Here is a 23,127-nt window from a genome sequence, read left to right on the forward strand (position 1 = left end):
ATGTCGCAGAAGCCCCAGGAGACAGCCTTGTCGAAGTGCCCCGGCTGCGAGGAGCCGCTGGAGCCGGGGGACCTGTTCTGCGGTGCGTGCGGGTACGACCTGTCGGCCGTGCCCGAACCGCCGCGGGACCATCCGACGATCGCCATGGCCGTGCCTGCGGAGAACGGCGCGGCGTCCGCCGCCCGCACTCCGGCAGGACACCCGGCAGCGGTCCGGTTCGACGGACCGGGCGGGTCGGGCGAGTCGGGCGGACCGGGTGGATCGGGCGAGTCGGGCGGATCGGGTGGATCGGGCGAGTCGGGCGGATCGGGCGACTTCGAGCTGGCCGCGCCGGGGGCCGTACCCGGAACCGGCCCCGGGGCCGCGCCCGCATCCGCGCCGTCGGCCGGGGCATCGGTGCCCGCACCCGATCCCCGTACCCCCGCCGCCGAGCTGTCCGCCACGCCGCCGGCCGGCACCAAGCTGTGTGTGGCCTGCCGGGCCGGCCGGGTCGACACCGACGGCTACTGCGAGAACTGCGGTCACGCCCAGCCGCGCGAGCGCGACCACATGGAGCAGGAACTCGAATCGGTGGCCGCCGTCAGCGACCGGGGCCTGCGCCACCACCGCAACGAGGACTCGTTCGCAGTGTCGACCACCGCCCTGCCCGACGGTTCGCCGGCCGTCGTCGCGATCGTCTGCGACGGTGTCTCCTCGGCGAGCCGCCCCGACGAGGCTTCGGCGGCCGCCGCGAGCGCCGCCAACGAAACGCTTCTGGAGTCGCTGCCGCGCGGCACCCATCCGCAGCAGGCGATGCACGAGGCGATCGTCGCCGCGGCCGAGTCGGTCAACTCCCTGGCCCAGGAGCCCGGCAGGGCCATGGAGCACGATCCGCACCGTCACCAGAACGCCCCGGCGTGCACCCTGGTCGGCGCGGTCATGGCGGGCGGCCTGCTGGTCGTCGGCTGGGTCGGCGACAGCCGCGTCTACTGGGTGCCCGACGACCGCGCCGACCCGCCCGCCCGGCTGACCGAGGACGACTCCTGGGCCGCGCAGATGGTGGCGGCGGGCCTGATGAACGAGGCCGAGGCGTACGCGGACGAGCGCGCCCACGCCATCACGGGGTGGCTGGGCGCCGACGCGTACGAACTGGAGCCGCACACCGCGTCCTTCAAACCGGACCGGTCCGGTCTCGTGGTGGTGTGCACGGACGGCCTGTGGAATTACGCGGAGTCGGCGGCCGAGATGGCCGCGGCGGTGCCGGCCGACGCGCACCTGCGGCCGCTGCACGGCGCCCAGGTGCTGGTGGGTCACGCGCTCGACGGTGGGGGCCACGACAACGTAACAGTGGCTCTCCTGCCGTTCGCGGTACCGCCGCAGGGGGCAGGATCGGCGTGCGGCGACACATGAGTCCCGTTCCGTAACGCTTGATTCCGATTCCGCCCGCCCATTCCACGCACTCCGCACACTCCACCCGTTCCGCCAACTCCGTACGTTCCGCCCACTCCACCCACTCCGTCCCGGCGCCGTCGCCCGCGCTCTCCCGCCTTCGCCGCACTCAGCAGCGCCTTCGCCCGCTTTTCTTCCCTCACAGCTGTCTTCATCCGACACCTGGAGTCTCAAGGAGCCGATCAGATGGCCAACTTCTCCAAGTCGAACGTGCCGCGGTTCTCCGTCGAGGTGTACCAGAACGAATATCTGCCGGAGGGCGGTCGCGAGGTCAACGCCATCGTCACGGTCACCTCGACCGGAGGAGGCACCACCGGCGGCGTCCCGCTGTCCGGTGCGGCTGCGACGCCTTCGCGCGTGCCGGGGCAGGCGCCGGGCGCCGCCGTGGTGATCATGGTCGACTGCTCCGGTTCGATGGACTATCCGCCGACGAAGATGCGCCATGCCCGCGATGCGACGGCCGCCGCGATCGACACCCTGCGCGACGGCACCTCGTTCGCCGTGGTCGGCGGCACGCACGACGCCAAGGAGGTCTACCCGGGCAACGGGCGGCTGGCCGTCGCCGACGCGCGGACGAAGGCCCGGGCGAAGGAGGCGCTGCGCGCGCTCAGCGCCGGCGGCGGTACGGCGATCGGCACCTGGCTGCGGCTGGCCGACCGGCTGCTCGGCGCCGCCGATGTGGAGATCCGGCACGGCATCCTCCTCACCGACGGCCGCAACGAGCACGAGGCGCCGGAGGATCTGCGGGCCGCGCTGGAATCCTGCGCGGGCCGCTTCACCTGTGACGCCCGCGGTGTCGGCACCGACTGGGAGGTGAAAGAGGTCACAGCCGTCGCCGCCGCGCTGCTCGGCACGGCCGACATCGTCGCCGACCCGGCGGGACTGGCCGCGGACTTCACGCAGATGATGGAGAACGCGATGGGCAAGGAGGTCGCGGATGTCGCGCTGCGGCTCTGGACGCCCGTCGGGGTCGAGATCAAGTTCGTGAAACAGGTCGCACCGACCGTCGTCGATCTGACCGGCCGCCGCACCGGGGCGGGCCCCCGCGCCGGTGACTATCCCACGGGTTCCTGGGGCGACGAGTCCCGCGACTACCACGTGTGCGTACAGGTGCCGGAGGCCGGGATCGGGCAGGAGATGCTGGCGTCCCGGGTCTCGCTGATCCTTCCCGACCCGTCGGGCGGCGCGCCTCAGACACTTTCCCAGGGCCTGGTACGGGCGGTGTGGACGGAGGACATGGTGGCGTCCACCTCGATAAACCCGCAGGTCGCGCACTACACGGGTCAGGCGGAACTGGCACAAGTCATCCAGCAGGGGCTCGATGCCCGCAAGTCGGGAGACTTCGACGGCGCGACCGCGAAACTGGGCCGTGCGGTGCAGCTGGCATCGGCGTCCGGGAACGAGGAAACTGCGAAACTGCTTTCGAAGGTGGTGGACGTCGTCGACGCGGCGACCGGTACTGTGCGACTGAAGGCGAAGGTCGCGGAAGCGGACTCGATGACACTCGAAACCCGCTCGACCAAGACCGTGCGCGTCAAGAAGTAGCCACACAGAGTCGGGCCGTCCGGCCGGAGCGATCCGGTGCCGGGTGGCGAAGAGCAGCAGAGAATCACGGCCCCCGGGGCCGGACGAGGAGAGGGGGAAGCGCCGACATGCCGACCTGCCCGAACGGACACCAGTCGGGTTCCGACGACTGGTGCGAGGTCTGCGGACATCGCATGACCGGGGCGGGCACGCCTGCGGGTGCAGTCCCCCCGCCGCCTCCCCCGCCGCCCGCTCCCGGTTACGGCCACCCGCCGCAGGGCCCCGGCCCGGACGCGACCCAGCAGGCCGAGCTCTGCCCGCAGTGCCGCACGCCGCGTGAGGCGATGGCGCCGTTCTGCGAGGAGTGCCGCTGGAACTTCCTCACGAACACCGCGACGTCGTACACGCCGCTGGCGCCGCACGGCGTTCCCGGCCCTCCGCCCGGTCTCAACCTGCCGCCGGGCTTCCTGGCGCAGCAGCCGCCGGGCCCTCAGCAGCAGCGCGACCCGTTCGAGTACCAGAGCTCGCGGCCCTCGCAGGTGAACCGCCCGGCCGAGCCGCTCTCCCCCGACCAGGGCAGCCGCCCCGGGCCGCCCCCGGCTCCGGGGCCCCAGTCGCCGCAGCCGCCGCAGCCGTTCCAGCAGCAGGGGCCGCCGCCGTCCTTCCAGCAGCAGTCGGCGCCGCCCCCGCCGTTCCAGCAGCAGTCCGCACCGCCGCCGTTCCAGCAGCAGTCCGCACCGCCGCCGTTCCAGCAGCAGTCCGCACCGCCGCCGTTCCAGCAGCAGTCGGCGCCGCCCGCGTTCGGACGGCCCGGTCCGCCCGGTCCGCCGGCCCCGCCTGCGCCGCAGCAGTCGCAGCCGCCGCAGTCCGGCGATGACGACGACTGGATGCTGTCGCCGCCGTCCCGGACCCAGGCTCCGCAGCCGCCGGCCCCACAGCAGCAACAGCCGCAGTTTCCGGGCCAGAACCAGCCGCCCGCGAGCTGGACCGCGGTCATCGCCCCGGACCGTGAGTACTTCCTGGCGATGATGCAGCGCAGCGGCCCCGAGGCGACCGGGCTCAACCTGCCCGCGTACTCCCCGGAGCAGCGGCTTCCGCTGACGGGCAACCAGATCACCATCGGCCGCCGCAGGCACAGCACCGGCGAGTCCCCCGACATCGATCTGTCCGTGCCGCCGGAGGACCCGGGTGTCTCGCACCAGCACGCGGTGCTGGTGCAGCAGCCCGACGGCAGCTGGGCCGTGGTCGACCAGAACTCCACCAACGGCACCACGCTCAACGGCGCCGAGGACCCGGTCCAGCCGTACGTCCCCGTGCCGCTCCAGGACGGCGACCAGGTGCATGTCGGGGCGTGGACGACGATCACGATCCGCCGGGACTGACCGCGGACCGGCCTCGGACCGGTCCGCGCTACCCGCCGGGCAGTGGCCAGACGTACGGCCCCTCGGGGTCGTCCAGCCAGGCCCACTGCCGCCCGTCCCGGACCGTGATGCCGAACCTCTCCCGTTCGGGGCGGCGCTCGCGCTGCCAGAGGGAGAGGGCCTCGCGCGGGTCGAGGGTGGCCCCGGTCAGCGTCAGCAGGAACCGGAAGAGCTGATTCTCGCTGACGCGCCTGGGCAGGGTGCCGAGGTGTGGGCGCCGCACGGGCCGAGGCAGTGTGCCGCGCAGCGGTACGAAGTACGCGGGCGTGTGCAGGAACCGGCCCTCGGCGTACCTTCCGTGTTCTCCTTCGCTCACCCGTAGCGCGATCAGCCCGGTGGCGAACGGCGCCAGTATCCGCGCGTCCGTCACGCACTGGTCCAGCCAGGTCTGCGGTACGCACGGCAGGGTGCAGGTCGCGATGATCCGGTGGTACGGGCCGCGCGGGGGCCAGCCCCGCGTCCCGTCCCCGGTGATCACCGCCGGGCGGTATCCGGCCGCCGCCAGATGCCGGCGGGCCGATTCGGTGATCTCCGGGTCGAGGTCGACGGTGGTCACGGCGTCGGCGCCGAGCCGGTGCGAGAGCAGCGCCGCGTTGTAGCCGCTGCCCGCGCCGATCTCCAGGACCCGCTGCCCGTCCCGTACGTCCAGCTCTTCGAGCATCCGGGCCATCAGCGACGGCTGGCTGCACGAGGAGATCAGCTCGCCGTCCCGGATCCGGGTGGCCACGGCCCCGTCCGCGTACGCCCCGCGCAGCCACTGGGCGCGCCTGACCGGGTCGGGGTCCTCGCACCACAGGCGATCCGCTCCGCCGCCGACGTAGTAGTACGGCACGAACAGATGCCGCGGCACCTCCTCGAACGCGGCCCGCCATGCCGGGTCCGTCAGGGCCCCGCCGGCCACGATCCCGCGCACCATCGCCCACCGCTCCTCGGCGGCGGCCGTGGCGAAGGGATCCGGGCGTGCGTCATCCATACCTCCACCTTCCTGCGCCCGGGGCCCCGGGGCCAGGAACCGGGCCGGGTTCCGATGGCGGAGGTCCGATTACGGAGGTCCCATGGCCGGAGTCCGAGGTCCGGAGTCCTAGGCCCCGGGTCCTCGGCCGGTGCGTCTGCGACGATGGACGGGTGACTGAGATTCCGCGCGACACGCTGCAGGAGCAGACCTTCTACGAGCAGGTCGGCGGCGAGGAGACTTTCCGGCGCCTGGTGCACCGCTTCTACCAGGAGGTTGCCGAGGACCCGCTGCTCCGGCCGATGTACCCCGAGGAGGATCTGGGCCCGGCCGAGGAGCGGTTCAGGCTGTTCCTCACGCAGTACTGGGGTGGGCCCCGTACCTACAACGAGCAGCGCGGACATCCGCGGCTGCGGATGCGGCACGTCCCGTTCCGGGTGGACCGGGCGGCGCACGACGCGTGGCTGCGCCACATGCGGGTCGCCCTCGACGAGCTCGGACTGGCGCCGGAGCACGAGCGGCAGTTGTGGGACTACCTCACGTATGCCGCCGCTTCGATGGTGAACACCGAGGGCTGAGCACACGTCCCTGTGCCCCGGCCCGTTCCGCGGCTCTTGTGCTGCCGCCGGATGCCGCGCCCGCGCTGCTCGCCGCCACGGGTGAGCCGGAGGCGCTCTGGCGGTTCACGCCGGGCGCTTCCCGCCTCACCGCCTCGGACGTGCCGGGACTGCCCTCGTCGATCGCCTCGTCGGAGGGCGGTCCCGGGCTGGTGAAGATGCGTGCGGTGGCCGGCGGAAATGCCACGTTCACGACTGATCCGGACGAGATCCTCACCCGGTGCGACGCCCTGCGTACGGCGATCGGCCCGATCGTCACGATCGCCGCCGTGGGCGTCGGAGCCGTCGCCGTCGTCGTCCTGCTGATGACCGGCAGGCTGACCGGCGGGCGGCGGCGCAGCGAACTGGCGCTGCTGCGCTCGCGCGGCGGATCGCTGCGCGGCATCGGCGACCGGCTGCTCGCCGAGCCGGTGGTGACTGCGGTGCCCGCGGCGGCGCCGGGGCGGCGAAGTTCGCGGGTCGATCTTCTGTCGATGGGGCCGAAGGAACGGCTCCGCTACCGCCGGGATGTCGTCGGCGAGGGCCGTACGTCCTCCGAGGTGCTGCGCCACACCGAGGTCGACGCGGCTACGGGCCTGGAGTCACAGGTGGCCCGCGAGTACGCGATGCTCGACCGCGCGGACCGGCTGCAACTGCCCGCCGACTAAACGGAGGCGCTCGAAGTGGAGCACCGTGTGATGCAGGAACTGGAACAGGACCGCATCGGGGTCCGGCCGGACGACCAGCCGCACCCGTAACGGGTGTTGGTGGTGCTGGCCCCAGGTCGCTCCGGCCGGGTGGCCCGATGTTCCCAACGGCACGTACACCCCTAGCGTCGTGCGGGAGTCATCCACCTGATCCGAGGAGCATGATGCGCGTCGCCTCACTGGTCACCGCCGGCCTTGGCCTGACCTGCTTACTCGCGGGCAGTGTGCCCGCGTCGGCCGCCCCCGCCGCCCCCTCCGCCCCCGCCGGCCACCGGCTCGTCTGGGGCCCCTGCTCGCCGCAGCAGCAGGAGCTGAACGAGGCGGGCGCGCAGTGCGCGAAGGTGACCGTTCCCCTCGACTACTCCGATCCCGGCGGCCCGACGATCCGGATCGCGGTCTCCCGTATCAAGGCCGACGCGAAGCACGGCAAGCGGCGGGGCATCCTGCTGTCCAATCCGGGCGGTCCGGGTGGCACCGGACTCGCCAATACCCTCTTTCTACGACCCGCGTTGAAGGATGCGGCGGACCGCTACGACCTGATCGGCTTCGATCCGCGTTTCCTGGGCGAGTCCACCCCCATCGCCTGCGACCCCGCCGCCCCGACGCCCACGCCCGGCCCGACCACGACCCGCCGCGAGGACTTCGAACAGTCGGTACGGTCCGCCCGCGACACTGCACACCGCTGCCGGGAGCACGGGGACAATGCGCGGCTCCTCCCGCACGCCACGTCCAGGAACGTCGCCCGCGACATGGATGCGATCCGCGCGGCGCTGGGCGAGCGCAGGCTGTCGTACTACGGGGTCTCGTACGGTGCCGATCTGGGCGCCGTCTACACCCAGATGTTCCCCCGCCGCGCCGACCGCATCGTCATCGACTCCTCGACCGACCCCACGGCCACCCAGTACGAACTCTTCCAGCAGGCGGGCAACCCGCTCGAAGAGGCGCTGGACGCCTGGGCCGGATGGACCGCACGGCAGGACGGCACCTACCGGCTCGGCAAGACGCCCGCCCAAGTACGGTCGGGTGTTCAACAGTTGCTCGACGGAGCCGAGCAGCGCCCGGTCACCGTCTCCGGCATCCGGCTCGACGCGCCGTTGCTGCGGCTGGTGCTGAGGCAGCTCATCCAGCACGAGGAGTACGACCCGGCGCTCGCCGGTACGGTGCGCGACCTGACCGATGCCGCCGCGGGCAGGCCGGTCGAGCCCGGCCCGGAGCTCGCCGCCATGCTCGAACTGCTCGCGTCGCCCGAGCTGGCGGACAGCATGCTGGGCGGGGCCCTCTTCATGTGCGGCGACAACGGCTGGCCGGCCGGTGGCTGGCCGAAGAACCCGGAGACGTACTGGAAGAACATGGAGCGCAGCCGCGTCACCCAGCCCGTCTTCGGCCCGATCGTCAACGGCATGATGGCCCCGTGTGCGTTCTGGACGAGCACATCCCGTGAGCCCGCCACGGTGATCGGCAACGACGTACCCGTGCTGATGCTCCAGGCCCGTCGCGACAACAACGTCCCCTACGAAGGGGCATTGGCTCTGCATCACCGGCTGACCGGTTCACGGCTGGTGACGGCGGACATCCGCTCGCACGGGGTGTACGGGCGCGGACTCGCCGGGCTCACCCCCGTCCCCTGCGCCGACAGCGCCGTCAACGACTATCTGCGCGACGGCACGCTGCCCGGCGCCGACCTGACCTGCCCCCGCACCGGGGAGGTCCGGTGATCAGCAGACGTACGGGCCTGGCGGCCACGGCAGCGGCCCTGCTCACCGGAGCGTCCGGACCTGCGGCGACGGCCGCCGCACCCCACCGCGCCCCCGGGCCCCGCAGCCGGCTCCAGAGCGATGTGGACGCGATCCGGGCCACCGGCGCCACCGGCGTACTGGCCGAGGTGCAGAGCGCCCACGGCCGGACGACGGCCCGCGCCGGATCCGCCGGCCTGCGGGCCCCGCACCAGCCGGTCCCCTGGGACGCCTACTACCGGATCGGCAGCGACACCAAGACCTTCACGGCCACGCTCGCCCTCCAACTGGCGGGCGAGGGGCGGCTCGCGCTCACGGACACGGTCGAGCGGTGGCTGCCCGGCGCCGTACGGGGCAACGGCAACGACGGCCGCAGGATCACGGTCGCCAATCTGCTGCGCCAGACCAGCGGGCTGAACGACTATCTCGCCGTCTCACCGGAGTCGGCCGATGCGTTCACCCCGGACGGCTACCGCGCATCGCGGTTCCGCACCACGGCCCCCGAGGACCAGCTGAAGGCGGCCCTGAGCCGGCCGCCCCTGTGGGTGCCGAACGCCGGACACCCCGCCCGGGAACGGCGCTGGGGCTACTCCAACACCAACTACGTGGTGGCAGGCCTGATCATCAAGCAGGTGACCGGCAACTCCTGGGCACAGGAGATCCACGACCGGATCATCGAACCCCTGGGCCTGCGCCACACGTTCACGCCGGGAACCTCGCCGTACGTCCCCCACCCCACGGCCACCGCGTACACCTGGTTCCCCGGCTGCGCCCGGCCGACCGACACGACGCTGGCGTCCGGCGGCGGGGCGGACGGCTCCGTCATCAGTACCACCCATGACCACGGTGTCTTCCTGCGCGCCCTGATGAGCGGCCGGCTGCTGCGCCCGGCCCAGCTGGCCGCGATGAAGGAGACGGTCGTGGCCGAGGACTGGAGTGCGGCGCCGGGGGTCCGTTACGGACTGGGCATCGCCTGGCGCCCGGTGGCGGGGAGCAGCGGCGGGATCTGGTTCCATGGCGGAACCCATCTGGGGATCGTCTCCGAGAGCGGGGTGACGCCGGACGGTGCGCGGGCCGCGACCAGCGCCACGTTCACCCTGCGGATGGGCGACCCGGCACAGGGCGCCCAGGACCTGGCCGCGCTCCGGCTGGTGGACAGGGCCCTGACCGGTTAGGGCCTGTCAGTCTGTCCGGACGGGTCCCCGTCGGCCCTGTCCGGACGGGTCCGTCGGCCTGTCCGGACGGGTCCTGTCGTCGGGCCGTCGCTCAGCCCGCGCCCACCGACACGGTGAGCGTGCCGAGCCCGGTGCCGGGGCCGCGCAGGGCGATCGAGCCGAACGGGGTGCGCAGCCGCAGCCACGATCCGGCCGCCAGCAGGGCGACCGGGAAGTCGGGCGACGGGAGGAGGAAGCCGAGGGACTGGGCGGCGTGGACGGCCCGCAACGGGAGTCCGGTGCGTCCGACCGCGCGTGACCAGATCTCGCGGCCGATCAGGTCCCTCTCCGCCCGGGTACGGCGCTCCTCGGGCAGCGCCTCGTCGCGGGAGCGGAACTCCGCCACCGCGGCGGTGACCGCCGTGCGCAGGGAGACGGGGCCGGGCAGGCCGGGCAGTTCGCGCCAGCCGCCACGGGGCGGGAGGACACCTGTCCACGGCGGCCCGGTGACGGGTGCGGGCAGGGCGCCCGAACCGGCTGCCGCCGCGCCCTCGACGTCGAGGGATTCGAGGAGTTCACCGGCGGACACCGTGACGTCGAAGTCGTGCGATCCGGCCAGGTGCGCCGCCCGGATCGCCAGGACCTCGAACGACGGCGGCCTGCCGAACACGGCCAGCGCGCTGCCGCCCGCCTGCATCCGCACCGCTGCGGCCCGGTCGTAGTGGAGCAGCCGGCCGAGGAAGGCCGCGAGATCCGCGGCCTCCCTCGCGTCGGCGAACTCCAGCGACCGTACGGGCACCGTCATGCTGCGGCGGGCTCCTCGGCCAGGTACTGCTGGAGGAAGAGCTTCTCCTCGGCGGAGATCCGCCGGGGCCGCTCCTCGGCCAGGTCGTACGGCACGACGACGGTCGAGGCCCGGACGTACACCTGTTCCGGGTCCTTGATCTCGTACGCGATCGTCAGCGACGCGGCGCCGATCTTCGTGACCCACGACTCGACGGTCACCGGCTCGTGCCGGTGGACCAGCGGACGCACGTAGTCGATCTCGTGCCGGGCCACGACGGACCCGCCCGAGAAGGACGGCGAACCGTCCCCCGGCGCCAGCCGGAACATGAAGTCGATGCGCGCCTCCTCCAGATAGCGGAGGAAGACCACGTTGTTGACGTGGCCGAAGGCATCCATGTCCGACCAGCGCAGCGGGCAGCTGTAGATGTGGCGTGCCAAGACGATCAGCCTCGCGTGAGCTTCTTGTACGTGGCACGGTGCGGGCGGGCCGCGTCCGCACCGAGGCGTTCGACCTTGTTCTTCTCGTACGACTCGAAGTTGCCCTCGAACCAGTACCACTTGGAGTCGCCCTCGTACGCCAGGATGTGCGTGGCGACGCGGTCCAGGAACCAACGGTCGTGGGAGATGACCACAGCGGCACCCGGGAACTCGAGGAGGGCGTTCTCCAGCGAGGACAGGGTCTCGACGTCGAGGTCGTTGGTGGGCTCGTCGAGGAGCAGCAGGTTGCCGCCCTCCTTGAGCGTCAGCGCCAGGTTCAGGCGGTTGCGCTCACCACCGGAGAGAACACCGGCCGGCTTCTGCTGGTCCGGGCCCTTGAAGCCGAACGCCGAGACGTACGCCCGCGAGGGCATCTCGACCTGGCCGACGTTGATGTAGTCCAGCTCGTCCGAGACGACGGCCCAGAGGGTCTTCTTCGGGTCGATGTTGGCACGGGACTGGTCGACGTAGGAGATCTTGACCGTGTCACCGACCTTGACGGAGCCGGTGTCCGGGGTCTCCAGGCCCTGGATCATCTTGAACAGCGTGGTCTTGCCCGCGCCGTTCGGACCGATGACGCCGACGATGCCGTTGCGCGGCAGCGTGAACGACAGGTCGTCGATGAGGACCTTGTCACCGAAGGCCTTCGAGAGGTTCTCGACCTCGACGACGATGGAACCGAGCCGCGGGCCCGGCGGAATCTGGATCTCGTCGAAGTCCAGCTTCCGCATCTTGTCCGCCTCGGCCGCCATCTCCTCGTAACGGGCGAGACGCGCCTTGGACTTGGTCTGCCGGCCCTTGGCGTTGGAGCGGACCCACTCCAGCTCTTCCTTGAGCCGCTTGGCGCGCTTCTCGTCCTTGCGGCCCTCGACCTTGAGGCGGGTGGCCTTCTTGTCGAGGTACGTGGAGTAGTTGCCCTCGTACGGCAGGGCGCGGCCGCGGTCGAGCTCCAGGATCCACTCGGCGACGTTGTTCAGGAAGTAACGGTCGTGGGTGACTGCGACCACAGCGCCCGCGTACTTCGAGAGGTGCTGCTCCAGCCAGTTCACCGACTCGGCGTCGAGGTGGTTGGTGGGCTCGTCGAGGAGGAGCAGGTCGGGGGCCTCGATCAGCAGCTTGCAGAGCGCGACGCGGCGCTTCTCGCCACCGGAGAGGTTGACGACCGGCCAGTCGCCGGGCGGGCAGCCCAGGGCGTCCATGGCCTGCTCCAGCTGGGCGTCCAGGTCCCAGGCGTTGGCGTGGTCCAGGTCTTCCTGGAGCTTGCCCATCTCGTCCATGAGCGCGTCGGAGTAGTCGGTCGCCATGAGCTCGGCGACCTCGTTGAAGCGCTTGAGCTTGCCCATGATCTCGGCGGCGCCGTCCTGGACGTTCTCCAGGACCGTCTTCGTCTCGTCGAGGTGCGGCTCCTGCATGAGGATGCCGACGCTGAAACCGGGCGACAGGAACGCGTCACCGTTGGACGGCTGCTCCAGGCCCGCCATGATCTTCAGCACCGTGGACTTACCGGCGCCGTTGGGGCCCACGACACCGATCTTCGCGCCGGGCAGGAAGTTCAGGGTGACGTCATCGAGGATCACCTTGTCGCCGTGCGCTTTGCGCGTCTTGCGCATGGTGTAGATGTACTCAGCCAAGAGAAACCGTCCGGCTATCGATGTGTGGGCAGATACACCCCATCTTGCCTGACGTCCATCCCGGGACGGAAACCAGTCCGGTCCGCGGTACGCCCCGTCCCGGCTCCCGGCCACCGCAGCCCGTGTCTTCCGGCATGCGACGGCCCCGGTACGCGGATGCGTACCGGGGCCGTCATCAGGCAGGCGTGACCGTCTGCCTGTCGTTCGTCACTCCACGACCACCGGCGTGATCCTGCCGCTCTCGCGACTACTGGGCGGAGGTCTGCGTCTTGCGCTTGCGGAGGAGGAAGACCGCGCCGCCGCCGACGACGACGAGAGCGATCGCGACGCCCGCGATGACCGGGGTGGCGCTGGAGCCACCGGTCTCGGCGAGGTCACCCGAGCCACCGGTCGAGCTGCCGCCGGAGGTGACCGGGGCGGGCTGGTCCTTGGTCTGGGTGTCGAGGCCGCCGGTGCCGCTGCTGGTCTTGCAGTCCAGGACGCCCTTGAACGTCTTCGTGAAACCATTGGGGCCGGTGATGGTGAAGTCGTACGCCTGGTCCTCGGCGACCGGGACGGTCACCGTCTCGGACTTGCCCGCCTCGATGGTGTGCTTCACACCGGCCAGCTCGAAGGTGAACGCCTCGTCGCCCTGGTTGCTCGCGGTGACGTCGACGCCGCCCTTGGCGCAGTTCTTCTTCGCCGAGACGGCCGGGATCGCGCCCTGCTTGGCCCAGGTGCCGGTGGCGGTCGCGGAGACCGTGGACTCGCTGGAGCCGGCCAGGATCATGGTCTGGCTCTTGGTCACCCCGGCGAAGGCCCGGCCGACCGGCACCGACGTGGTGGCCTGGACGGTCAGCGAGGCGGAACCATCGGCGGCGCCCGCTGGGACGTCGAAGTAGAGCTCGGCACCGTTGGCCGCGACGGTCACGGGCTTGCCGCTCTTGTCGGTGACCTTGACGCCGCTGGCGGCGTCGGCGGGCGGGGTCACGGAGACCTGGCCCGCGTTGGTGCGGACGGTGACCGGGCCGAGCCGCTCACCGGACTTGCCGGAGACCGCGGCCCCGTCCAGAGCGAGGGACGCCTTGGGCTCGGCCCGGTCGACGGCGTTGTGCTCCAGCCAGTCGGCGAGCTTCTCCGCCTGGCCGTCGGTCGCGTCGACGTCGGCGTTGTCCGAGTAGCGCCAGATGGCGACCTGGGTACCGGCCGCGGCGGTCTTCTCGGTGAGCGGCCCCGTGCCGGCCTGCTTGGCGAGCGCCGCGAGGTCGTCGACCTGCGGGTAGGAGTGCTCCAGGATCCAACGGATCCTGCCCGCGTTGTTGTTGCTGCCGAGCGAGGTCTGGTTCCAGGGGGTCTCCAGGTACTTCGCCTGGTTCTGGGTGGGGTTGTGAATGTCGATGCAGTACGTCTTGAGCTTGCCGCCGCCGTCGACGGTCATCTCGAAGAGTCCGGCGGGCAGCTCCTGATTCCGGCCGTCCGCGTGAAGCACGGCGCGGTCGTAGGTCTTCAGCCCGTCCAGGACCGCGGCCGCGCCACCCTGATGCTGCGGCGCCTCGTCGGCGACCGCACTGCCCGCGCCGACAAGGGCGCCTGCTATGACAAGACCGGATGCCACCACCGAAGCGGCCAGCCGGGCCGCGCCCCGCCGCCGTGGAGAATCGGTCGCCCTCGTGGACGACGAAACGGTCGCTGAAGAAGCAGAAAACACAGAATTCCCCTCTGGGCGGGACCATCCGCGCCTGATGCGCGTGTGGGGATCGTCCCGCCAGTCGACTCAAGTGCCCCGTGAGTACTGGGGAATCCTAAGGATGAAGCGATGAAGAGTCCCCCCTCATACCGTCGTACAAACCATTCCGACTCGGAATCGTTATCGCCGACACCGCATGCATATGCCTCAGGACGTCTCAGGACGCCTCCGCGTACCTTCCTGACCCCTGTTCCGCTCCGGTCCGCCCGGTCCGAGCCGACCCCGTCATGGCACCGACACGAGCTCCTGGCCACCCTTCTGACGCCCCGTCGGCCGTTTGCTCCGCTGCCGCCCGACCCGCTCACCCTGTTCGTCGTGATCGCCACGTTCGCCGCGTTCGCCGTGTCCGACGCGTCCACCCTGTTCACTCCGATCGCGCCGCTCACCCTCTTCCTCCCGTTCACCCCGCTCGGCCGGTTCGGCCCCGTCAGTCCGTTCGTCTCGCCCTTCCGACCGCCCCGGCCCACTCGGCCGCGCCGGCCCGCCCGACCAGTCCGGCTCACCCGAGCCCGGCGACGTGGCGCCCGCGTCAACCCCCTTGTCCACGCTTCCTGCGCGTGCCACCGACCTCGGATCGCCCTTCATCACGCGCCGGAACGCGGCCGTCCCCCGGGTCAGATCGTGTCCCACCGCGACCGCCTCGATGTCCACGAACGTCCTGCGCAGGCCTTCCCGTTCCTCCTCGCGCACCTTCAACCTGCCGTGCACGACCAGCGGTTCTCCGATGGAGACGGAACCGGACAGATTCGACGCCAGAGCCCGCCAGGCCCACACGGTGTAGAAACTGGTGTGTCCGTCCGTCCAGAACTGTTTCTCGCGGTCCCATCGGCGCGGCGTCACCGCGAACCGGAATCGCGCCATTCCGCCGGTCGCGGTTTCCCTGAACTCCACGCCTGTCGCCGCGTTGCCCACCAGTGTCACCAAGGTGTCGTTCATGACTCCGCCTCCCCTTCGGCCTTCGGTTGCAGCGACCGCACCCGCGCGGTCACTGATCCCAGGTTGAAGGAGAGGCGGAAATCCCGCTGACGCCTGTGGACTACCGACCAGTTGTGGAAAACTCCGTCACCGCCACGTACCGCTCCCGGACTTCGCGGTACCGCACGAGCTCCGCCGCCACCGGATCGAGCACCCGCGCCCGGCCGCAGGCCGCCGCCGCCTCGCGCAACTGCCGATCGGCCTCCTGCCCGTACCGTCGCGCCGGTCCCCGCGCCGCGGCCGCGCACGACCACTCCACCAGCGGCCCGCCGATGACCCCGGCCAGCATCACCAGGGCGGGCGTGAGGAATCCCGGTTCGAGCACGCCGACGATCTGGCCGGCCAGCCAGAGACCGCCGAAGATCTGCAGCAGCGTCATCGACGCCTGTGCCAGCACGGCGGCGGGCCACCACCTGGGCCGCGGTGGCTTCCCGCCCACGCGACCGCTGTGCGCCACCCCGGAGGCCCCGGCCACCCCCGTCGCCATGACCGTCGAACCCCCCGGGCCGACCCCACCCTGCGCCGCGCCGCCGCCCGCGCCGCCACCCGAGGAGCAGCTCGCCGGCCGCCCTCGTCCGTCGTCCCTGCCGGCCTTCTCCACCAGTTCGTCGAGCGCCTCCGGCAGCCCTTCCGCACCGTTCACCGCGGCCTCCCGGACGGCCTGCGCCCAGGGACCGGGCAGCCCGTCGGCGGCCTCGTCCGCCACGGTCCGTACCGCCTGTTCGACGCGTTGCCGGGCGGTGATCTCCTCCTCGGCGGGCGCCGGCAGCGCGGGGCACTCCAGACTTCCCGGCCGCCGGGTGGACTCGTACCATCGCCACAGCCGCAGCCATGGCGTGCCGCACGCCCGTCCGGCGTTCCTGCGCCACTCGCGCTCGGCGGCCTGGCCCGCCGCGGCCGCCCCGACCGCTTCCGCGAGCCGGTCGGCGAACTCCTCGCGGGCCCGCTCGCCGAGTCCGGGCCGCCCCTCGGCGACGTACACCGGACGGAGCCTGGCGGCGGCGGCGTCCACATCCGCGGAGAGCCGGCGCGCGGCCGCCGTGCGCTCCTGGACGAAGCGGCCGAGCACCTCGCGCAGTTCGCCCACGCCGTCGCCGGTGAGCGCGGACAGGGACATGACGGTGGCGCCCGGTTCGCCGTGCTCGCCGAGCGCCATGCCGTCCTCGTCGAGCAGCCGTCGCAGATCGTCGAGGACCTGGTCGGCTGCGTCGCCGGGCAGCCGGTCGACCTGGTTGAGGACGACGAAGGTGATCTCGGCATGCCCGGCGAGCGGCCGCAGGTAGCGCTCGTGCAGGGCCGCGTCCGCGTACTTCTCCGGGTCGACGACCCAGATCACCGCATCGACCAGCGCGAGCACCCGGTCGACCTGCTCACGGTGTCCGGGCGCCGCAGAGTCGTGGTCGGGCAGGTCGACGAGGACGAGCCCCTGGAGCGCCTCGTCGGCGGCCGTGCCGCCCTGCTGCGGCCTGCGCCTGAGCCGTCCGGGAATGGCGAGCCGGTCCAGGAGTCCGGCGGCCCCGTCGGTCCAGGAGCAGGCGATGGGGGCGGCGGTCGTCGGCCTGCGCAGCCCGGTGTCGGAGATCTGGGCGCCCGCGAGGGAGTTGAATAGGGTCGATTTGCCGCTGCCGGTCGCTCCGGCGATGGCGACGACGGTGTGCCGGGAGGAGAGCCGCCGACGGGCCGCCGCCTCGTCGAGCACGCGTCCCGCTTCGGCGAGGGTGGCCCCGTCGAGCCTGGCCCTGGACAGCCCGACGAGTTCGCGCAGCGCGTCGAGCCGCGGCCGGAGCGGGCCGCCGGACGGTACGTACGCCTCGACCTGGGGCGTACGCACGTCGTCGTCCGCGGTCCCGGGCCCGCGGCCCATCTCCTTGGCGGCGGCACGCCGGGCGATGAGCCCGTCGTTCCAGTCCCCGCCCGCCTCCGGTACACGTGCTGGCCTGTCGGGCGTCCGGCCCGGGTGGTCGCTGTCCTCGTGAGGTACGGGGCTCTCGCCCCGGCCGGTCCCTTCGTCAATGACAGCAGTCATCGCTGCCACCTCTCCTTCTGCAGTACGGACAGAGCGGCGATGAGATCGGCCTGCGGCTCCGGGGCGACGTCGAGCGCGTCGAGCGGTGCGAGCCGCCGGTCGCGCTCGCCGTCCAGCACCCGGTCGAGGCAGTCGGTGAGCAGTTCGCCGCCCTTGTCGCGCAGCCGCAGCGCGCCCTGGGCGCCGATCCGTTCGGCGAGCTGTTCACCGGCGCCGCGGGTGCGGCGGCCGCCGAGCAGTGCGGCGGCCAGCAGCGCCGCCACCGTCTCGGTGTCGGGCGCGGCGTTGCGTTCGAGCCGGCGCACCTCTTCCTCGGCCAGTTCCTCCAGCACCCGCCACCACCGCCGTACGGCCATGGTGATCCGGCCCCGGATGTCCTCGGCGGGTCCCCATCCGCCGGCCTCCCGGCCGACGTCCTCGAAGCCGAACACCCCGGCCGCGGGTTCGCGCTGCCAGGCCGTGCGGATCTGTTCGTCGGCGGCGGCCACGGCGCACCGCAGGAGTGCGGCGAGACTCTCCACCAGCGCTTCGAGGAGTTCCTCGGAGGTGCTGTACAGCGGGTATCCGCGCCACCGGGTCCGGGCGTCCCCGGCGAGCACGCCGCCGTTCCGCAGCCGCCGCCGGACCCGGGCGCCCTCCGCGCGGTACGCGTCCTCGACGACACCGGTCAGCCGCACGGCCGCCGCGTACTGCGCCGCGACGGCCCCGGCCAGCGCGGGCATCCGTACGTTCAGCGAGTCGATGACCCCGGCCGCCGTACGCCCGACCGCCTGCTGGCGGGCCGCCGGGTCCTGGGCGCGGTGGCTGAGCCAGGCCCGCAACGGGGCGACCGCGGTGGTGGGCAGCAGCCCGCTGCCGCCGCCGGCCGATTCGGGCAGCTCGGGGATGGTGAAGCGCGGCACCTCGCCGAGGCCCGCCTTGGTGAGCAGCGCTCCGTACTGCCGCGACACCTCGGCGATCACCTGGTGCGGCACCCGGTCGAGGACGGTGACGAGCGAGGCGTCGTACTCCTTGGCGGTACGCAGCAGATGCCACGGCACCGCGTCGGCGTACCGGGACGCCGTGGTCACCATCACCCACACGTCCGCGGCGCAGATCAGCTCGGCGGCCAGCACCCGGTTCCGTACCACGAGCGAGTCGATGTCGGGCGCGTCGAGCAGCGCGAGCCCGCGCGGCAGACCGGTCCCGGTCTCGACGCGCAGCGCGGTGCCGTCCTCCTCCTCGCTCCCGTCGAGCCCGTCGAGGTCGTCGCACCGGCTGGGTTCCCCGGAATCCTGGGGCGGCAGCCAGACCCTGGTGAGCTGCGGCAGTACGCGGCACCCCGCGAACCAGTGGTGATCATCGGGGTGGCAGACGAGTACGGGCGTCCGCGTGGTCGGCCGCAGCACCCCGGCCTCGCTGACCAGCCGCCCCACCAGCGAATTGACGAGCGTCGACTTCCCGGCCCCGGTGGACCCGCCGATCACCACGAGCAGCGGCGCTTCAGGATCCCTGAGCCGGGGAAGCAGATAGTCGTCGAGCTGGGCGAGCAGCTCGCTCCGGGTCTGCCGGGCCCGCGCGGCCCCCGGCAACGGAAGTGGAAGACGCACGGCAGCGACACGGTCGCGCAGGGCGGAAAGTGCGTCGATGAGCTGAGGCCGTACGTCCAAGGTCACCACATGCGAAGAATGCCCAATTTTGGCGCCTTTTTGAAGCGTATAGCCACCTCTGCGCGCCGGTTCTCCCCTCGGAAGGGAGTCGGGACAGAGGGGACGAGTGGGGCGCAGGCATAACGAGTGCACAACACCCGGGGCGCGAGGCGTCAAAAACGGTGCATGATCCCCACCCACCTGCGATTATCGGTTCGCTTCACCGAACCTCCACATCGTGCCACGCAGGTGAAGCAACCAGGACGAGGCGTTCGGAGCCCTATCCTTGTCCCGGCAGGTCACCGACCGGCCAGGCCCCAGGGCTCCAGGCCGCCGAGGCCACCACCCGGCCCCCGTAGCTCAGTGGATAGAGCAGGCGCCTTCTAAGCGCTTGGCCGCAGGTTCGAGTCCTGCCGGGGGCACTCTGCCCGTACGACATCAGGCCCTCCCTCGGGAGGGCCTTTTTTGCAGGTCACCGCACCGTAGCGAGGGCGGCGTAACTAACGCATAAGCGCCGGACCCGTCCCAGGTCACGATGGGAAGGGTCCGGCACTGTCCGGCTGTCACCGGGTTTCTACGGGTGGCCACGGTGGATACGCGGTGGCGCTTCCGGAGCCGTGCTCATCGCTCTGACAGATCCGGCACCGGGCATAGATCGCGAGCAGTACCGGGACACTGTTGCCCGCCCACTCCGCCACCTGTGCCGGCGGGACGCCATCGTTGAGCCAATTCGTCAGGCAGGTGTGCCGAAGGTCGTACACCCGCTTGCCGAGCGGAGAGGCGCACTCCTGAGGGTCGAGGACCTCGCGCCGTGCGCTCCTCCAGGCGCGCCGGATGGCAGAACCTGCGAGCATCTCGCCCTCCGCTCGCCCCTTCAGGCCCCGTTCCTCATGGACCTGGCCATCATTGGTCCCTTCTTGCCGACCTCTGGCTGGCCGTGTGGAACAGGAGCTCACCCCACTGGTCCTCGGCATCTTCGTCCGGGAGCCGCACGTCGTGGACGACCATCGCAACGGCTTCCTCGGGCCGCGGCCCCGCGTAGTACATGGTCGCGAAGAATGCGTGGAGCCGCTGTCCACCGCGCGGCCGAAGGCGCACCCAGCCCAGCAGGCGGGCAGCCTGCCCGCGGTTGAGTAATGCCCGCTTGTCCACCGCGGATGACATCTTCGGGGAAGTGCCCCGCCCCTTTGGCAGGGGGTTGGACCGCAGTATGCGGTGCTTAACCGCGTACTCCATAGCCACGTTGAGAATCCTGCGGTTGCGCTTGGCCGAACTCGCGGCAGCAGGCGTTCCGTCCAGCAGGCTAGAGACGGCGTTCAGCACTGCTTCGACCCTGGCGGGCTCCTCCCATGCGGCCATGGAGAGGGTGTTCCGCTCGATCCATTTCAGGATGGCGGCTACCTCGGGCGGTGCTTCCTCCCGGCGCTTCGTGCGCGTCGAGCGGTGCGAGCCGCCGGTCGCGCTCGCCGTCCAGCACCCGGTCGAGGCAGTCGGTGAGCAGTTCGCCGACTGCGGCTCCGGGCCAGTTCCGAATCGCGGGCGGCTTGTCGCCGGGAACGAGCGGGAAGACGTGCCACCCGCGGGCAGCAGCGTCCAGCGCCGCCGACAGCAGCGCGGGGTTGCGGTCATGCCTCATGCTGGTGGTTCTCCTGTTTCTGTCGAAGGGACGGAGAGCCGGGGCGGTCGCGGTCTTGTGGTGAGAGGCGACCGCCTCGGGCGTATCCAGGCGCCTGGGGGACTGCGTGGACGACGACGTGATCAGTGAGCGACTGCGCCGGAGAGTCAGGCGCGACTTCCCAGAGGCAGAGGTTGCCAAGGGAGTTTTCGGAGCTTTGCGGGTTCTGGCCGCTGAACTCGCAGACAGTCGGCAGGACACCGAACGGCTGCTCGCGGCTGCGGTGTTCATCGCCGACGGGGATATAGGCCGCTTCATTGCAGCGGTCCGGTGTGCGCGGACGGACTGGCGCGACTTGCTCGCGGCCGGTGACCTCGGCCGTGAGGACTGGCCATCCGTGCTTGATCGGGAACTGGATCCCCGTGCCTGACCACTTACCGGCAAGGCACGGGCTCTGCCGAAGGGACGGAGAGCCGGGCGGTCGCGGTCTTGTGGTGCGAGACGACCACCCCGGGCGTAGCTACGCAAATCACGAAGCAAGAGTGAGCCGCCAGAGCTGGATCTCTTCCAGTTATCGGGGGGAGGCAACGGTCACTCCGTGTGCCACAACCGTGCCAGGTGAGGCAGGGACCAGTGGGGAATGGCAGCCATTGGCGGGCACCGAAGCGCTGGCCCGCTGCACCCGAAGGTTGGCAGGTCAGCCGCCGTCATACCCACCTCGCTCCTAAAGCGGGGCCCGCTGCTGTACAGCAGTGAAGTACAGCAACCGCCGTGACTGCAGCCGACCGCCACCGGCGTCAGTGCTGGTCAGCCTAGATATTGATCTATACGAGGCGATCACCATCTGGGATCATGCCCATGAGGGGCGCAAGCCCCACCAAATCTGGGGGTAGGACGTTGCGCAGCTTGATCGTGAACCTTGTACTGGTCATCGCCGTCTTCGCTCTGGTGCTGGTAGCGCTCGGCAGCAGCATGGGGTCGGTGGAGATCGGTATCTGGCTCTTTGCGCTGCTCGCTGCGATCACTTTCGTGGTCCTCCGGTATGTGCGGCAGAGGCGGCTCAGCTAGCCGTACCGGGCCGTCTGCGGGCCGTGAAAGGGCGCTCAGAGGTGACCAAAGTTGACAACCATTGACGGCTCAACCGCAGGTCACAGCGTTGATCGATTACGTGCCCGCAGGTCACAGGGTCTGCGGGGCACTTCTTCGGCTACTGACCGAACCGCTGCCACGCCTGACTCCGTCGTTGAGGCTTCGTCGATCCGAGCATCGCGCGTATGGCCAACCATGGTTACCCTGTCCACCCAGATGATCAAGGGGGGGCATGCGGAAGCTTGCCGCACTGTCTGTGGTCAGCGCGGTACTCCTCACCGGGTGCAGCCAGAACGCAACCAAGCCACAGGGGCCGATCAAGGTAACCCGCGCCGAGTACGGTGCGGATTGGCCCTTCATAGAAGGCATCGACGAGGGCACGATCGACTGTGACGCACCCGTCGTGATCGTCTTCGAGACGGACGGTGAAAGGTACCGCTTGAACTACAACAGCATCGCCACGGAGGGCGCGGAGGAGCCGGAGTATCCAAGCGCGGAGGAGATTGTGGCCCCGCATCCCATCGATTCCTGGGCGGCGCAAGGGTTGATGGCAGAGACCGGTCCGTTGATTGACCGCGCGCTAGATCTCTGTCCTGAGTAAGGGGAAGCCCGAGGGGGGTGAGTGTCCAACTGCGTGACAACGCCGACGCACAGCGGCGGACAACCGCGGATGTCTGCGGACCATCCCAGCAGGTGAGAAGCACACCAGCCCAAGGTCGAGCGCCCGCCCAAGTTGCTTCGGGACGAAGAGGTCGCGAACCCAAGGCCCCAACTACCCAGGAGCTAACGGCTACTCGGAGGGGCCCAGGTCGCAAGCTCCGCAGTCACCATCGCCAGGTGGTGGGACGTCGCCCATGCTCGCCACTGCGTCCCGCCGCCCGCTTTCAGCCGCTGCCGGTTGGCGCACTCGTGTAGCCGTGCGTCCCCCCAGGAAGTTCGCGGACCAGTGGCGGGCCAGTGGGGCGAGGAGACGAGGTCGCGACTCAGGGTGAAGAAGTCGCCGTTGCCCGGGCGCAGGCGTGGGTAGACGAAGACCTGCCAGTTGTCCGGTGTCGTGTAGCGCATGTTCGGGTCTGGAGTCCCGCGGCTCTGGGTTGGCATACGGGGATGTGTGACGCCGAAGTCTCCGAAGTCTGGTGGCTGGCCGTGCCGCTGATGGACAACCCGTTTCCAGAGCTCTAAATCATGCCTGACCACAGGTGTTGCCTGCCCGCGGGGAAAACCGCTCAGGTTCGCGGGGAAGGCGCCGGCAGCTACACACTCATGGCGCCATCGCCACTGTGACAGCAGATCGAGGAGCTTCGTAACTCGCTCTGCCAGGCAACTCATTCCGACCCCGGATTGAACGGGCCCTGCATCAATGAGGAGGTCGACTTCTTCAGGATCGAGGCGGAGTGTCCGGAGCGTTGCTCGGATCTGCTCGTCGTTCGGCAGAGCTTCGCTTGGGCCTGTTGACACGCGCAGGCAAGCGCCACGCTGATGACAGGTGCTGGCGTCCGCTGCTTCGTGCAGGACGTCGTCTGTGTCGGTGATGCGGACCACCGGACACATGTCCACGCCTCTAAGAGCCTGTCGGGTGGCTGATCATGCGTGATGCGTGACGGTCGTGATCTGCCTTCCGGGCATGACGACGGCCCCGGAATGATCACGTGGTGTGTG

The 23,127-nt window shown here is 70.8% G+C and carries 17 protein-coding genes, 1 tRNA gene and 3 pseudogenes; 11 read left to right on the forward strand and 10 right to left on the reverse strand.

All coding sequences use genetic code 11. From position 1 onward, the window contains the following. From ACFVV1_RS20560 to ACFVV1_RS20570, 3 genes are all read left to right on the forward strand, one after another. On the forward strand, positions 1-1,389 hold the full coding sequence (locus ACFVV1_RS20560) for a protein phosphatase 2C domain-containing protein (protein ID WP_389990890.1): 1,389 nt from the start codon (positions 1-3) through the stop codon (positions 1,387-1,389). Between the two features lie 225 nt (positions 1,390-1,614). Continuing rightward, positions 1,615-2,973, forward strand: coding sequence for a VWA domain-containing protein (locus ACFVV1_RS20565; RefSeq protein ID WP_389990892.1), 1,359 nt, complete (start codon positions 1,615-1,617; stop codon positions 2,971-2,973). 107 nt (positions 2,974-3,080) lie between these two features. Beyond that, positions 3,081-4,334 carry an FHA domain-containing protein gene (locus ACFVV1_RS20570; protein WP_389990894.1) on the forward strand — a complete coding sequence of 418 codons (1,254 nt, stop codon included), beginning with the start codon at positions 3,081-3,083 and terminating at the stop codon, positions 4,332-4,334. A 28-nt stretch (positions 4,335-4,362) separates the two neighbouring features. Here ACFVV1_RS20570 and ACFVV1_RS20575 read toward each other — a convergent pair whose 3' ends face one another. After that, positions 4,363-5,346 (reverse strand): methyltransferase domain-containing protein, encoded by a 984-nt coding sequence (locus tag ACFVV1_RS20575; protein ID WP_389990896.1) that lies wholly within the window; start codon positions 5,344-5,346, stop codon positions 4,363-4,365. Positions 5,347-5,498: 152 nt separating this feature from the next. Between ACFVV1_RS20575 and ACFVV1_RS20580 the strand changes: the two genes are divergently transcribed. From ACFVV1_RS20580 to ACFVV1_RS20595, 4 genes and pseudogenes are all read left to right on the forward strand, one after another. Further along, positions 5,499-5,903 (forward strand): globin, encoded by a 405-nt coding sequence (locus tag ACFVV1_RS20580; protein WP_389990898.1) that lies wholly within the window; start codon positions 5,499-5,501, stop codon positions 5,901-5,903. Between the two features lie 557 nt (positions 5,904-6,460). Continuing rightward, positions 6,461-6,679: pseudogene (locus ACFVV1_RS20585) on the forward strand (ABC transporter ATP-binding protein); the annotation flags it as partial. A 113-nt stretch (positions 6,680-6,792) separates the two neighbouring features. Continuing rightward, entirely contained in the window at positions 6,793-8,343 is a 1,551-nt protein-coding gene (locus ACFVV1_RS20590; protein WP_389990946.1) for an alpha/beta hydrolase, read from the forward strand. Beyond that, positions 8,340-9,536, forward strand: a complete 1,197-nt coding sequence (locus ACFVV1_RS20595) for a serine hydrolase domain-containing protein (protein WP_389990900.1) — start codon at positions 8,340-8,342, stop codon at positions 9,534-9,536. The genes ACFVV1_RS20590 and ACFVV1_RS20595 overlap by 4 nt, the downstream gene beginning before the upstream one ends. A gap of 91 nt (positions 9,537-9,627) precedes the next feature. Here the strand turns inward: ACFVV1_RS20595 and ACFVV1_RS20600 are convergent, their stop codons facing one another. The 7 genes and pseudogenes from ACFVV1_RS20600 to ACFVV1_RS20630 form a co-directional block, all read right to left on the reverse strand. After that, positions 9,628-10,320: a hypothetical protein gene (locus ACFVV1_RS20600; protein ID WP_389990902.1), complete on the reverse strand. Its 693-nt coding sequence runs from the start codon at positions 10,318-10,320 to the stop codon at positions 9,628-9,630. Beyond that, a complete protein-coding gene (locus ACFVV1_RS20605) occupies positions 10,317-10,739 on the reverse strand; it encodes a thioesterase family protein (RefSeq protein WP_266746246.1) in 423 nt (140 codons plus the stop codon). Before ACFVV1_RS20605 ends, ACFVV1_RS20600 begins: the two co-directional genes overlap by 4 nt. A 5-nt stretch (positions 10,740-10,744) precedes the next feature. Continuing rightward, a complete protein-coding gene (gene ettA, locus ACFVV1_RS20610) occupies positions 10,745-12,409 on the reverse strand; it encodes an energy-dependent translational throttle protein EttA (RefSeq protein ID WP_389990904.1) in 1,665 nt (554 codons plus the stop codon). Between the two features lie 247 nt (positions 12,410-12,656). Beyond that, positions 12,657-14,096 (reverse strand): LAETG motif-containing sortase-dependent surface protein, encoded by a 1,440-nt coding sequence (locus ACFVV1_RS20615; protein ID WP_389990906.1) that lies wholly within the window; start codon positions 14,094-14,096, stop codon positions 12,657-12,659. Between the two features lie 597 nt (positions 14,097-14,693). After that, positions 14,694-15,071: pseudogene (locus ACFVV1_RS20620) on the reverse strand (single-stranded DNA-binding protein); the annotation flags it as partial. A 100-nt stretch (positions 15,072-15,171) separates the two neighbouring features. Next, positions 15,172-17,136: a GTPase gene (locus ACFVV1_RS20625; RefSeq protein WP_389990908.1), complete on the reverse strand. Its 1,965-nt coding sequence runs from the start codon at positions 17,134-17,136 to the stop codon at positions 15,172-15,174. After that, on the reverse strand, positions 17,133-18,785 hold the full coding sequence (locus tag ACFVV1_RS20630) for an ATP-binding protein (protein ID WP_389990949.1): 1,653 nt from the start codon (positions 18,783-18,785) through the stop codon (positions 17,133-17,135). Before ACFVV1_RS20630 ends, ACFVV1_RS20625 begins: the two co-directional genes overlap by 4 nt. 328 nt (positions 18,786-19,113) lie before the next feature. Here ACFVV1_RS20630 and ACFVV1_RS20635 point away from each other — a divergent pair. Continuing rightward, positions 19,114-19,186, forward strand: a tRNA-Arg gene (locus ACFVV1_RS20635). A gap of 481 nt (positions 19,187-19,667) precedes the next feature. On the opposite strand, the gene ACFVV1_RS20640 is transcribed toward ACFVV1_RS20635, so the two are convergent. Beyond that, entirely contained in the window at positions 19,668-20,393 is a 726-nt protein-coding gene (locus ACFVV1_RS20640; protein ID WP_389990910.1) for a hypothetical protein, read from the reverse strand. 113 nt (positions 20,394-20,506) lie between these two features. Between ACFVV1_RS20640 and ACFVV1_RS20645 the strand changes: the two genes are divergently transcribed. The 3 genes from ACFVV1_RS20645 (at position 20,507) to ACFVV1_RS20655 (ending at position 22,069) form a co-directional block, all read left to right on the forward strand. Then, positions 20,507-20,809 (forward strand): hypothetical protein, encoded by a 303-nt coding sequence (locus tag ACFVV1_RS20645; protein WP_389990912.1) that lies wholly within the window; start codon positions 20,507-20,509, stop codon positions 20,807-20,809. A 476-nt stretch (positions 20,810-21,285) separates the two neighbouring features. Continuing rightward, positions 21,286-21,447: a hypothetical protein gene (locus ACFVV1_RS20650; RefSeq protein ID WP_389990914.1), complete on the forward strand. Its 162-nt coding sequence runs from the start codon at positions 21,286-21,288 to the stop codon at positions 21,445-21,447. Positions 21,448-21,700: 253 nt separating this feature from the next. Continuing rightward, complete coding sequence (locus ACFVV1_RS20655; protein WP_389990916.1) at positions 21,701-22,069, forward strand: DUF2511 domain-containing protein; 369 nt, start codon at positions 21,701-21,703, stop codon at positions 22,067-22,069. A 182-nt stretch (positions 22,070-22,251) separates the two neighbouring features. On the opposite strand, the pseudogene ACFVV1_RS20660 reads toward ACFVV1_RS20655, so the two are convergent. Continuing rightward, a pseudogene (locus ACFVV1_RS20660) lies at positions 22,252-23,031 on the reverse strand (hypothetical protein); the annotation flags it as partial. Between the last annotated feature and the right edge of the window lie 96 nt (positions 23,032-23,127).

The organism is Streptomyces sp. NPDC058092 (genome assembly GCF_042884935.1).
Classification (GTDB): domain Bacteria; phylum Actinomycetota; class Actinomycetes; order Streptomycetales; family Streptomycetaceae; genus Streptomyces.

Coding starts and splice junctions, on each gene's coding strand:
- ACFVV1_RS20560 (WP_389990890.1), top strand. CDS start 1: ATGTCGCAGAAGCCCCAGGAGACAGCCTTGTCGAAGTGCCCCGGCTGC.
- ACFVV1_RS20565 (WP_389990892.1), top strand. CDS start 1,615: ATGGCCAACTTCTCCAAGTCGAACGTGCCGCGGTTCTCCGTCGAGGTG.
- ACFVV1_RS20570 (WP_389990894.1), top strand. CDS start 3,081: ATGCCGACCTGCCCGAACGGACACCAGTCGGGTTCCGACGACTGGTGC.
- ACFVV1_RS20575 (WP_389990896.1), bottom strand. CDS start 5,346: ATGGATGACGCACGCCCGGATCCCTTCGCCACGGCCGCCGCCGAGGAG.
- ACFVV1_RS20590 (WP_389990946.1), top strand. CDS start 6,793: ATGCGCGTCGCCTCACTGGTCACCGCCGGCCTTGGCCTGACCTGCTTA.
- ACFVV1_RS20600 (WP_389990902.1), bottom strand. CDS start 10,320: ATGACGGTGCCCGTACGGTCGCTGGAGTTCGCCGACGCGAGGGAGGCC.
- ACFVV1_RS20625 (WP_389990908.1), bottom strand. CDS start 17,136: ATGACTGCTGTCATTGACGAAGGGACCGGCCGGGGCGAGAGCCCCGTA.
- ACFVV1_RS20640 (WP_389990910.1), bottom strand. CDS start 20,393: ATGACCGCAACCCCGCGCTGCTGTCGGCGGCGCTGGACGCTGCTGCCC.
- ACFVV1_RS20655 (WP_389990916.1), top strand. CDS start 21,701: ATGCGGAAGCTTGCCGCACTGTCTGTGGTCAGCGCGGTACTCCTCACC.